General features: G+C 37.6%; 9 protein-coding genes. 6 read left to right on the top strand and 3 right to left on the bottom strand.

Annotated features, from left to right (window positions below; genetic code table 11):
* Positions 1-42: 42 nt before the first annotated feature.
* Positions 43-4,341: a DNA-directed RNA polymerase subunit beta' gene (gene rpoC, locus FUA48_RS00425; RefSeq protein ID WP_147581607.1), complete on the top strand. Its 4,299-nt coding sequence runs from the start codon at positions 43-45 to the stop codon at positions 4,339-4,341.
* Positions 4,342-4,346: 5 nt separating this feature from the next.
* The gene (locus FUA48_RS00420; protein WP_129751654.1) at positions 4,347-4,658 is read left to right on the top strand and encodes a DUF3467 domain-containing protein; all 312 of its coding nucleotides are present in this window, start codon (positions 4,347-4,349) and stop codon (positions 4,656-4,658) included.
* A gap of 49 nt (positions 4,659-4,707) precedes the next feature.
* On the opposite strand, the gene FUA48_RS00415 is transcribed toward FUA48_RS00420, so the two are convergent.
* Genes FUA48_RS00415 through FUA48_RS00405 form a run of 3 tightly spaced genes read right to left on the bottom strand, consistent with a single transcriptional unit; the run spans position 4,708 to position 7,408 of the window.
* Positions 4,708-5,241, bottom strand: a complete 534-nt coding sequence (locus tag FUA48_RS00415) for a hypothetical protein (protein ID WP_147581606.1) — start codon at positions 5,239-5,241, stop codon at positions 4,708-4,710.
* Positions 5,238-6,401: a tetratricopeptide repeat protein gene (locus tag FUA48_RS00410; RefSeq protein WP_147581605.1), complete on the bottom strand. Its 1,164-nt coding sequence runs from the start codon at positions 6,399-6,401 to the stop codon at positions 5,238-5,240. The genes FUA48_RS00415 and FUA48_RS00410 overlap by 4 nt, the downstream gene beginning before the upstream one ends.
* Positions 6,402-6,418: 17 nt before the next feature.
* A complete protein-coding gene (locus FUA48_RS00405; protein ID WP_147581604.1) occupies positions 6,419-7,408 on the bottom strand; it encodes a hypothetical protein in 990 nt (329 codons plus the stop codon).
* A 135-nt stretch (positions 7,409-7,543) separates the two neighbouring features.
* Here FUA48_RS00405 and mutL point away from each other — a divergent pair, with 135 nt between their 5' ends.
* From mutL to FUA48_RS00385, 4 genes are read left to right on the top strand one after another with little or no spacing between them, the layout of a single operon-like run.
* Positions 7,544-9,439: a DNA mismatch repair endonuclease MutL gene (mutL, locus tag FUA48_RS00400; protein WP_147581603.1), complete on the top strand. Its 1,896-nt coding sequence runs from the start codon at positions 7,544-7,546 to the stop codon at positions 9,437-9,439.
* Positions 9,436-10,182, top strand: a complete 747-nt coding sequence (locus FUA48_RS00395; RefSeq protein WP_147581602.1) for a rhomboid family intramembrane serine protease — start codon at positions 9,436-9,438, stop codon at positions 10,180-10,182. Before mutL ends, FUA48_RS00395 begins: the two co-directional genes overlap by 4 nt.
* A 2-nt stretch (positions 10,183-10,184) precedes the next feature.
* Positions 10,185-11,090: a rhomboid family protein gene (locus FUA48_RS00390; protein ID WP_147581601.1), complete on the top strand. Its 906-nt coding sequence runs from the start codon at positions 10,185-10,187 to the stop codon at positions 11,088-11,090.
* Positions 11,091-11,114: 24 nt separating this feature from the next.
* A complete protein-coding gene (locus FUA48_RS00385) occupies positions 11,115-12,155 on the top strand; it encodes an endonuclease/exonuclease/phosphatase family protein (protein ID WP_147581600.1) in 1,041 nt (346 codons plus the stop codon).
* The last annotated feature ends 1 nt before the right edge of the window (position 12,156 follow it).

The following is a 12,156-nucleotide window of genomic DNA, read 5'->3' as shown; positions in this document are numbered from 1 at the left end:
TCCCTTTTATAGCGTTTTTAATATAATTGATAGATTCATATCATGACGAGATTAAAAGATAAAAATACCGTTAAAAGATTTAACCAGATTTCGATAGGTCTTGCTTCTCCGGAGTCAATCCTTGCCGAATCAAGAGGTGAGGTGTTAAAACCGGAAACCATTAACTATCGTACCCACAAACCGGAAAGGGACGGACTTTTCTGTGAGCGTATCTTTGGTCCTGTAAAAGACTTTGAGTGTGCTTGTGGTAAATACAAAAGAATCCGTTATAAAGGAATCGTTTGTGACCGTTGTGGTGTAGAGGTTACGGAGAAAAAAGTACGTCGTGACAGAGTAGGACACATCAATCTTGTTGTGCCTATTGCTCACATATGGTACTTCCGTTCATTACCAAACAAAATTGGTTATCTTCTTGGCCTTCCGTCTAAGAAATTAGACATGATCATATACTATGAAAGGTATGTGGTTATCCAGCCGGGTATTGCTAAGGGTCCTGATGGGGAGGCGCTTAAAGAACTAGACTTTTTAACAGAGGAGGAGTACCTGAATATTGCAGATTCTCTTCCGATGGAAAATCAATACTTAGACGATACAGACCCTAACAAGTTTATCGCTAAAATGGGTGCTGAGTGTATTATGGATTTATTGGCAAGAATCGATCTTGACCAGTTATCTTATGACCTACGTCACAGCGCAAATACAGAAACGTCTAAACAACGTAAAACAGAAGCACTTAAAAGATTACAGGTTGTAGAATCTTTCCGTGAGGCTAACCTTAACAGGGAAAACCGCCCTGAGTGGATGATTCTTAAAGTTATACCAGTTATCCCGCCAGAGCTTCGTCCGTTAGTACCTCTTGATGGTGGACGTTTTGCTACGTCTGACCTTAATGACCTTTACAGAAGGGTTATTATCCGTAACAACCGTCTTAAGAGATTAATGGAGATTAAAGCACCGGAAGTTATCCTTCGTAACGAAAAACGTATGCTTCAGGAATCTGTTGACTCGTTATTCGATAACACAAGAAAAGCTTCTGCTGTTAAAACAGAATCAAACAGGCCGCTTAAATCGCTTTCAGATTCATTAAAAGGTAAACAGGGACGTTTCCGTCAAAACCTACTTGGTAAACGTGTTGACTATTCTGCACGTTCGGTAATTGTTGTTGGTCCTGAGATGAAACTGTTTGAGTGTGGTCTTCCAAAAGATATGGCTGCTGAGCTTTACAAACCATTCGTTATCCGTAAGCTTATCGAAAGAGGTATTGTAAAAACAGTTAAATCGGCTAAAAAGATAATCGATAAAAAAGAGCCTGTAGTATGGGATATCCTTGAAAACGTAATTAAAGGACACCCTGTATTACTTAACCGTGCTCCTACGCTTCACCGTTTAGGTATTCAGGCATTCCAGCCTAAACTTATTGAAGGTAAAGCGATTCAGCTGCACCCGTTAGTGTGTACGGCGTTTAACGCCGACTTTGACGGTGACCAGATGGCGGTTCACTTACCGCTAGGACCGGAGGCTATTCTTGAGGCACAGCTATTAATGCTTGCTTCACACAACATACTTAACCCTGCTAACGGTGCGCCTATTACTGTACCATCTCAGGACATGGTTCTTGGTCTTTACTATATGACCAAAGAACGTTTGTCTACAGATACGCACAAGATTTTAGGTGAAGGCCTTACTTTCTATTCTGCTGAAGAAGTAAACATTGCTTTAAACGAAGGTAGAGTAGAGCTTAACGCTTCTGTAAAAGTTAGGGCTAAAGACTTTAACAAAGAAGGTGAACTTGTTTACCAAATTATAAAAACTACTGCAGGTAGGGTATTATTCAACGAAGTCGTACCTGAAGCAGCAGGATATATCAATGAGGTATTAACTAAAAAATCGTTAAGGGATATTATCGGTAAGATTTTAAATGCTACCGATGTACCTACAACGGCTGCCTTCCTTGATAATATTAAAGATATGGGTTACCGTTTCGCATTTAGAGGTGGTCTTTCTTTCAGCTTAGGTGATATTATTATCCCTGCAAGAAAAGAGGAGCTTATCGCTGATGCAAACGAGCAGGTAGATGCTATTTCCATGAACTATAACATGGGTCTTATTACCAATAACGAGCGTTACAACCAGGTTATTGACGTATGGACTTCTACTAACGCATTACTTACTGAGCTTGCAATGAAAAACATTAGAGAAGACCAGCAAGGTTTCAACTCGGTGTACATGATGCTTGACTCTGGGGCGAGGGGTTCTAAGGAGCAGATTCGTCAGTTAACAGGTATGCGTGGTTTGATGGCTAAGCCTAAGAAATCGACTGCCGGTGGTGGTGAGATTATCGAAAACCCTATCTTATCAAACTTTAAAGAAGGTCTTTCAATCCTTGAGTACTTTATCTCTACTCACGGTGCTCGTAAAGGTCTTGCGGATACGGCTCTTAAAACTGCCGATGCGGGTTACCTTACAAGGAGGCTGCATGACGTTTCTCAGGACGTTATTGTAAACTCTGTAGACTGTGGTACTTTAAGAGGTATTGAGGTTACTGCCCTTAAGAAAAACGAAGAGGTAGTAGAATCTCTTGGAGAAAGAATATTAGGACGTGTAGCTTTACAGGATGTTATCAATCCGCTTACTTCAGAAGTTCTTGTTCACGCTGGTGAGCAGATTACTGAAGCAGAAGTTAGAGCTATTACAGCTTCACCAATTGAAAGCGTAGAAGTACGTTCTCCATTAACATGTGAGGCTCCTAAAGGTATATGTGCAAAATGTTACGGACGTAACCTTGCTACAGCTAAAATGACACAAAAAGGTGAGGCAGTAGGTGTTATTGCAGCACAGTCAATTGGTGAGCCGGGTACACAGCTTACACTACGTACGTTCCACGTGGGTGGTACCGCTGGTAACATTTCTGAGGAATCAAGCATCATCACTAAATTCCGTGGTAGACTTGAAATCGAAGACCTTAAAACAGTTAAAGGTGAAGACAGCGAAGGTAATGAGGTAGATATCGTGGTATCACGTTCTACTGAGTTAAAACTTGTTGACGAGAACACCGGAATTGTTTTAAACACACACAACATCCCTTACGGTTCTAGTTTCTATGTGAAAGACGGTCAGTTAGTTGATGAAGGTACTGTAATATGTAAATGGGACCCTTATAACGGGGTAATTATATCTGAGTTTACCGGTAAAATTGCTTATGAAGATATCGAGCAGGGACAATCGTTCATTGTTGAGATCGATGAGCAGACCGGATTCCAGGAGAAAGTAATCTCTGAAGCAAGGAATAAGAAATTAATCCCTACTTTATTGATCTATGGAAATGATGGCGAACTAATCCGTTCTTACAACTTACCGGTAGGTGCCCACCTTATGGTAGATAACGGTGAGAAGATTAAGGCTGGTAAGGTACTTGTTAAGATACCTAGGCGTTCATCTAAAGCGGGTGATATTACCGGTGGTTTACCAAGGATTACCGAGCTTCTTGAAGCACGTAACCCTTCTAACCCGGCAGTAGTATCTGAAATTGACGGTGTAGTATCATTTGGTAAGATCAAGAGAGGTAACCGTGAGATTGTAATTGAGTCTAAATTTGGTGAGATCAAGAAATATCTTGTAAAACTTTCTAACCAGATACTTGTTCAGGAGAATGACTACGTGAAAGCGGGTATGCCACTTTCAGACGGTGCTATTACTCCGGACGATATCTTAAGAATACAGGGGCCTTCTGCAGTACAGCAGTACCTTGTAAATGAGATTCAGGAAGTTTACCGACTACAGGGTGTAAAAATCAACGATAAGCACTTTGAGGTTGTTATCCGTCAGATGATGCGTAAAGTGAAGATTGAAGATCCGGGAGATACATTATTCTTAGAAGATCAGTTAGCTCATACTAGCGACTTTATCGTTGAGAATGATAAACTTTACGGAATGAAAGTTGTTGAAGATGCTGGTGATTCTGATACCCTTAAACCGGGTCAGATCATTACTCCTCGTGAGTTAAGGGATGAGAATTCAATCCTTAAGCGTGGTGACAAAAACCTTGTTGTGGCAAGAGACGTTGTTCCGGCAACTGCTACTCCAATACTTCAGGGTATTACAAGAGCATCGCTTCAAACTAAATCGTTCATCTCTGCAGCATCGTTCCAGGAAACTACAAAAGTACTTAACGAGGCAGCAGTAGCTGGTAAGGTTGACGGACTTGAAGGACTTAAAGAGAACGTTATTGTAGGACACAGAATACCTGCTGGTACAGGTATGAGGGATTATGATAACATTATCGTAGGTTCTAAAGAAGAGTATAATGAATTACTAACTCCTAAAGAGGAATTTAATTACTAATACAAATGAGTGATCAAAAACAGCAACCGGGACAAATAAATATTGAACTGGATGAAAAAACAGCTGAAGGTATCTATTCTAACCTGGCAATTATAAACCACTCAGCTTCTGAGTTTGTAGTGGACTTTGTAACCATTATGCCAGGCGTGCCTAAAGCTAAAGTTAAATCACGAATTGTATTAACGCCTCAGCATGCCAAAAGGCTGCTTAAGGCACTAGGCGAGAATATCCAGCGCTTTGAAGCCGCTCACGGCCCGATAAGCGAAACGGAACAACCGCCGCTTCCTTTGAGTTTTGGGCCTGCAGGTCAGGCTTAATATAAAAGCAAAACCCACTCGTTAGAGTGGGTTTTTTTATTTAATATTTTTAAGAACTTGCAGAAAAAACCGCTATAAATTTCTTCCATTCCTTTGTATAAGGGTCTTTTCGGTATATACTAAGGCTAAACTCAGCACACATTAGTCCGCAATGAAATCTCTCCTCAATGAGAGCATATTCTCCGCTGAGGGAGAAAATAGGGGCTGAAAAAGAATAATAAAAATTACTTTTAGGAAAAATACGCATTCTCTTCATAGTCCTGTGACTAATCCTTTTAATAGTTTTTTTGTTTAGTAGTTTGAAATCCTTTAACTCAGATTTTTGCCATAGCGTATCACCAGGGGTCATGATTTGTTTCCTGAAATATTCTATATCATCATCGGATATATACTTTTTAATATGTTCCTTATCTAGAAATATCAGTTCGAAAGTGTCTATTTCAATCTTTTTTTCTTCAATACGTTTTATTTTATAGTGTCTTTCAGTACTAAGCTGATTGAAAAAGTTATTTAAATCAGTTGTGTTTTGTGCGGTGGCAATACTTGAAATACAAAGGGAGGTAAGTAAAATAAATATTCTCATATATTTAGTTTTGCAAATTGCTGTTCTGCTTGTTCAATGTCAAAATCAATTTTATAGGTATCTGCATCCATTTCCTTGGCCTTTTTAAAATGCTCAAGAGCTTTAGAGTATTCGTTTAGATCATAATAATAAATTCCTTTATTTTTATAATAATACGAATTTTCTGGGTCCAGTGTATGTCCATGTTCAAGGTCGGCAAGGCCTTCTTCAACGTTGCCTAATTTAATTTTTGCCAGTCCACGATTATTAAACGGATATGCATGTGGATTTATAGCTATGGCCTTGTCAAAATAACCAAGAGCTTCGGTATAATTACCAGAAAGGTTTAGGTGATAGCCAATATTGTTATAAGCATGCCAACTTTTATTTAATTTAAGTGATTTAGAATAGTATTCCATTGCCTTATCATGATTTTCCATGATTGAATAGAAATAACCCATATTGATGTAATGATTAGCATCAGGTTCTATGCTATCTCCATATTCATTAATAATTTGTTCTGCAATTTTATAGTTTTTTGACATAAGGGCAGAACCTATGGCTACTTTAATAATATTGTCGTCGTTGAGTCCTTTGTCTATAAGATCTTTAAAAATTAAAACACCCTCACTGTATTTTTTTTCATTGAAAAGATTGATAGCTTTAACATATTCAGGGTATCTTTTTTTATATCGAAACAATCTGACTAGTGAGTAGCCATCGTTAGGTATAATAGCTCCGCTTTTTAGGCTTATTCCGTTTTTTTTAGGGTAAAGATTTTGTACAAGGCTCAAAAAACTCATCCCGGTAAAAACGAATGAAAAACCATAAAAATATTCACTATTATATTTTCTTGATATAAATAGTAACAATATACCTGTCAATAAGGGTAAAAGAGGTCCGGCCAATAGATATATTGCGGATTGATAAAAATTCATTTCACCCCCATTTTTGCATAGTCCTCCGCTCCATTTAAATATATTTTTTTTAATGTAAAAATTGAAAAGTCCAATCTTAAAGTTTAAACTCTTTTTTTGATTGCCGTGTGAGCCCAGATAAATAGTTGCTTCTTTATTAGAAAATAAAACAGCAAACATGGCATGTCCCATCTCATGAAGAATAATAATTAATAAGATACTCAAATGGATAAAAAGATATAATGGAAGTAAAAAATTTTTCATCAAAATGGCATTTTAAGTTATTTTAGATCAGTTTCAGATTTTAATAGCCAGCAATACATTTCTTTAGTATAAGAAGTGCTGCTTTTGTCATTAAGACTGTAATATTCATAGTTGCTGTCTTCACAGGGTAATAATGCGAAAATCCATTCCTGAGAGTTTGATGTTTTATATGCAATTGCCTGTCCCACTTTTCCTTTTGTTATGTCGGCAATACTATTCCCTTGATTACCATATCCTTCAAATTCAGGGTTAGGGGTATCATCAAGAACATAACTGTCACAGCGAACAGGAACAGTTTCTTTAGTTATGGCAAAGAAAACAGGTTCTTTGAGCATATCTGTAGGAGCTTCGGTATAATCTAAATATCCTCGTGCCTTTTTAATATTAAATGACATAGTATGATTGTTGTGGCTTACCTCATAATCAAAAATAACTATTTGCGGATCTGCACAACATCCAGGGGAAAACATCTCAAAAGAAATGAGTTTGTTATCATCAAACTGTAAGTTTTCAATATATTGGTATTCACTAAAAATTTTCTCGAAGGTATATCCATCACTAAGATAGATTGAGGTCATTTCTGATTCGCCACCTGAGTTACCCTGAAAAATAATGTCGTTATGTTTATCTCCGTTTACATCAACAAAGTGTAAATCTTTTTTCAGTTCATCTAAAGAGTTGTCGTTGTATTGGTATAATGTAAGTAAATCGGGGTATTGGGCTAGGAGTTCATTAATCATCAAAGTATCCTTTTCTTTTTCCCATTGGGTAAGGGGGGATGAATTACCGTGCAACGACTCTATGGTTTTTATATCTTTTCTCCATTCGTAATAAGATTCCAGTTTGATAGAATCATTTAGTCTTTTGGCAAGACTGTCACTGTTGTTGGTTGTGCTTTCAGTTTTGATTTCGGTGTTATCAATATGAATTTCCTTTTTTGTGGTTTGGTTGCAGGATAATAAGCATGATAAAGAAGCAATGAAAAGAAAGTACCAGCGAAGTTTCATTTTGAATGATAAGGTGTTAATGGTTTTTGATTTATAGAATTAACAATATTACGAAATAACCCTTATTTCCACTTTATAGGATTGTAATATTTCCTTAACTTTGAGGTTCATCAATTAAATCCTATATCTTTTCCAATGTCGAGTATTATCCAACTTCTTCCTGACCACGTTGCCAACCAGATAGCTGCCGGAGAGGTGGTACAAAGGCCGGCTTCGGTAGTGAAAGAATTACTGGAAAATTCGGTCGATGCAAGCGCAACAGAGATAAAACTTATAGTTAAAGATGCAGGAAAAACCTTAGTACAGGTTATAGATAACGGAAAAGGTATGAGTGTTACCGATTCCCGACTGTGTTTTGAGCGCCATGCTACTTCAAAAATACGCCATGCCGAAGATTTGTTTTCCCTTGGTACAAAAGGTTTTAGGGGAGAAGCGCTGGCGTCTATAGCGGCTATCGCTCATGTTGAAATGAAAACCAAACAGGAACAGGACGAACTGGGTACACATCTTATTATAGAAGGCAGCAAGTTTGTAAGCCAGGATGTGGCTGTAGTGCCTAAAGGTACTTCGTTTTCCATTAAAAACCTTTTCTTTAATATTCCGGCAAGGCGTAATTTCCTTAAATCGGATACGGTTGAATTCCGTCATATAGTTGATGAGTTTGAAAGGGTGGCTATGGCGCATGCCAATATTCATTTTGTACTGATACATAACGGTAGCGAAATGTTTAACCTTCCCGCTTCAAATACACGCCAGCGTATTGTAAATATTTTTGGCGGTCGAACTAACGAAAAATTAGTTCCTGTAAACGAAACTACCGAGATAGTAAGCATTAACGGATTTGTTTGCAAGCCTGAATTTGCCAAGAAAAACAGGGGAGAGCAGTTCTTTTTTGTAAACGACAGGTTTATTAAGAGCGGCTACCTACATCATGCGGTAATGGCTGCTTATGAGGGATTGCTTAAAGACGGGACACAACCGGGATATTTCTTATACCTTGATGTTCCGCCAAACAGTATAGATATCAATATACACCCTACAAAAACAGAAATTAAATTTGACGATGAGCATGCGCTCTATGCCATATTGCGTTCGTCTATAAAACATAGCCTGGGTCAGTTTAATGTGGCTCCGGTACTCGATTTTGAAAGGGATAATACCCTTGATACACCTTATGATTACGAAGGAAAGGACGTTTCTATGCCTACCATACAGGTAGACTCTACGTTTAATCCTTTTGCTGATGATACTCCGATAAAGTCTTCATCCTCATCTTCGTTTGGTTCTTCACGAAGCTCGTCTTCGTCTTCATATTCTTCGCCGTCTTTCAGGAAAGCTGACAAGATGCCTGCATGGGAAAGTTTATATAACGGACTGGATACTGCATCTGACGAAATTACCGAAGTGAATTTTGAATCGGAAGAAGTGACAGGTTCACTTTTTAACGATGAGGATGTAGAGCAGGCGGTATACAAGACGTATCAGATTCATAAGAAATATATAGTAAGCCCAATTAAGTCGGGAATGGTGATAATAGACCAGAAACGTGCACATCAGCGTATATTGTATGAGCAGTTTCTTGCCAATATTACCGTGCAGCATGGCTCAAGCCAACAATTGCTTTTCCCACTTACCCTTCACTTTAATAAAAGCGAGCTGGCAATAATAAGTGAAATGAAGGAAGCTTTACAAAATACTGGCTTTGTTTTTGCTGAGTTTAACAGCGACCATATAGTGGTTTCCGGTTTGCCTGTAAACGTGACAGAAAGCGAGGTTTCTATACTTTTAGAAGAGCTTTTAAACGATTTACAGCAGGAAGTACCAGACAGTAGTTTTAGCCAAAGCGACAGCATAGCAAAATCTATGGCAAGAAGTCTTGCGGTTAAGACAGGGGTACAACTTTCTGATAAAGAGCAGGAAACTATGGTCAACTCGCTTTTTGCCTGCAAAGAGCCCGGAGTTTCACCTTTTAATAAACCTACTTTCATCACCATGAGTGTGGAAGACCTAGATAAACGATTTGCCCTATGATGCGAATTACCGAAACTGTTAAGCAGTTAATTATTATAAATATACTTTTTTTTATAGGGACAATAGTTGTTCCGCAAGCTTATTCATTTTTAGCTTTACATTTTCCTTTAAATCCTGAATTTAAACTTTGGCAGCCTGTTACCCATATGTTTATGCATGGTAATGTACCTCATATTTTGTTTAATATGTTGGGACTTTGGATGTTTGGTAGTGCATTGGAACATTTTTGGGGAACATCTAAGTTTCTTTTCTTTTACTTATCATGTGGTATTGGTGCTGCTCTTGTTAACATAGGGATTGATTATGCTTTATTTAATAATGCGTTACAGGTGCTTATAGAGAATGGATATTCTAAAGCAGATATTTTAAGTGTATTAAATGAAGGGAAAATTCTGGTAGCCTGGAAGGATGTGCTTTCACCCATTCAGTTACAAAACCTTGTAAGCTCATATATGACTTCCGGAGTTGGAGCATCAGGAGCTTTATACGGAATAATGATTGCTTTTGCTTTTATGTTTCCTAACGCTGAGTTAATGTTGATTTTCTTCCCAATACCTATAAAAGCAAAATACTTTGTACCCGGACTTTTGGCTTTTGATTTATTTATGGGGGTAAAAGGTAATGCAGTAATAGGGCAGGGAGACGGCGTTGCCCATTTTGCCCATTTAGGCGGGGCACTCGTAGGTTTCCTCATTATGTGGTACTGGAAGAAGAATCAGTTTAATAAAAATCGCTGGAACTAGCTATGGGGATTTTAGATGATTTAAAAATGGAGTATCGTATAGGAGGCATTACCCAAAGGCTTATTTTTTGGAATGTAGGTCTGTTTGCTATTCCAATGGTGTTTTTTAGTGTTTTATCTCTGTTTAGTGTTGATTTATCTTTTCTAAGATGGGATCTTGCATCGACCAATGACTGGTTTAGCCTTTCTTCAAATCCTGAAGACTTATTATGGAAGCCTTGGTCTATTATATCTTATATGTTTTTGCATGCAGGTATATTTCATTTGCTTTTTAATATGATGATGCTCTATTTTGCCGGAAGGTTGTTTTTAACCTTTTTTACGCAAAAGCAAATGTTTGGTATGTATATACTGGGAGGTGTATTTGCCGGATTTTTATATATAGTAAGCTATAATCTACTGCCTGCTTTTAGTGTAGGAGGGAGCAAAATGGTAGGTGCTTCAGCAGCTGTTATGACGGTTCTTATTGCTACGGCAGTTTATCAGCCTTATTATCAGGTTAGGCTTATGCTTATAGGTACCGTTAAGTTATGGCATATTGCTGTTGTATTTGTAATACTGGATCTTATACAGGCTTCTGGATCTAATGCAGGTGGGCATATCGCACACTTGGGAGGTGCTCTTTTTGGATATATTTATATAAGGCTATTGCAAAACGGAACCGATCTTAGTAGTATTGTAACTTCGGTAATCGATTTTTTTGCTAACTTGTTTAAACCTAAGAAAAAGACACCTTTTAAAAAGGTATATAAAAATAATAATGTTTCCAGGCCTGCATCATCTCTTACAAATCAGCCTAAAGATATTACCCAAAAAAGAATAGACGATATATTAGATAAGATTAGTAAGTCGGGCTATGAGAGCCTTACAAAAGAGGAAAAAGATTTTTTAAGTAAAGCAGGTAAGTAATTTAACCGATAAACAAGCTCCCCCATGAAAAACCTATCCTGGTTTAACAAGCTTATGTTTTTCTTTAATATGGTATTAACCATATTAACTTTTGCTGCCTATATACTTCCTTTTTTAGCGCCAAAGCTTTTTCCGCTATTGTCGGTATTTACTTTAATACTGCCGCTGTTATTGGTGCTTAACTTTATCTTTTTTATGTACTGGCTGCTGCAAACCAAAAGACAGATGCTGCTTTCGGGGCTTGTACTTCTATTAGGAATAACCTTTGTAAGTAAGCTATATCGTTTCTCTTCAGAAAGCCAGGAAACTGAGAATGATGATTTTGTACTCATGAGTTATAACGTAAGGATGTTTAATCTTTATGAGTGGATTGATGATACCATTGTGCCACAAAAGATATCTTATTTCGTTAAGGAAAAAAAGCCCGATGTATTATGCCTTCAGGAGTATAATAAGCGGGGAGAAGGGCTTTTTGAAGGCTTTATATATAAATATATATATCATGAAAAGGGGAAGAGCCAGCAGGCTATTTTTTCTAAATATCCTATTATTAATACCGGTAATATAGATTTTCCTAATACGGGAAACAATGTAATATTTGCCGATATAAAAAAGGGCAATGATACGCTTAGATTTTACAGTATGCATTTGCAGTCGGTTAAGATAAGCCCTGATATTCATGAAAAGATTGATGAGGAGAAGTCCAAAGTAATTTTCAGGAGGCTTAGCGAAGCTTTTAAAGAGCAGCAGTTACAGGCGGAGATGTTACAGCAACACAAGAAAGAATGTAAACATCCGATGATTATATGCGGTGACTTAAACAACAGCGCGTTCTCTTATGTCTACAGGAGTATAAGAGGGGATATGAAAGATGCTTTTGAAGAGGCCGGAAGCGGTTTTGGCAAGTCATATAATTACAAATACTATCCGGCCAGGATAGACTATATTTTTGCAGACGATACACTTGAGGTAAAAGAATTTAAAACATACGACATGTTTGTAAATTCAGACCATTATCCTATTATGGCACGCCTTGGCTTTGAGAAGAAAGAAATAGATAAGTAAA

Source organism: Flavobacterium alkalisoli (assembly GCF_008000935.1).
GTDB classification, from domain to species: Bacteria; Bacteroidota; Bacteroidia; order Flavobacteriales; family Flavobacteriaceae; genus Flavobacterium; species Flavobacterium alkalisoli.
This window is presented reverse-complemented; position numbering and strand designations above follow the sequence as displayed.

Bases quoted from the DNA above. Each gene is read 5' to 3' on its own strand.
- rpoC (WP_147581607.1), top strand. From the start codon at position 43: ATGACGAGATTAAAAGATAAAAATACCGTTAAAAGATTTAACCAGATT.
- FUA48_RS00420 (WP_129751654.1), top strand. From the start codon at position 4,347: ATGAGTGATCAAAAACAGCAACCGGGACAAATAAATATTGAACTGGAT.
- FUA48_RS00415 (WP_147581606.1), bottom strand. From the start codon at position 5,241: ATGAGAATATTTATTTTACTTACCTCCCTTTGTATTTCAAGTATTGCC.
- FUA48_RS00410 (WP_147581605.1), bottom strand. From the start codon at position 6,401: ATGAAAAATTTTTTACTTCCATTATATCTTTTTATCCATTTGAGTATC.
- FUA48_RS00405 (WP_147581604.1), bottom strand. From the start codon at position 7,408: ATGAAACTTCGCTGGTACTTTCTTTTCATTGCTTCTTTATCATGCTTA.
- mutL (WP_147581603.1), top strand. From the start codon at position 7,544: ATGTCGAGTATTATCCAACTTCTTCCTGACCACGTTGCCAACCAGATA.
- FUA48_RS00395 (WP_147581602.1), top strand. From the start codon at position 9,436: ATGATGCGAATTACCGAAACTGTTAAGCAGTTAATTATTATAAATATA.
- FUA48_RS00390 (WP_147581601.1), top strand. From the start codon at position 10,185: ATGGGGATTTTAGATGATTTAAAAATGGAGTATCGTATAGGAGGCATT.
- FUA48_RS00385 (WP_147581600.1), top strand. From the start codon at position 11,115: ATGAAAAACCTATCCTGGTTTAACAAGCTTATGTTTTTCTTTAATATG.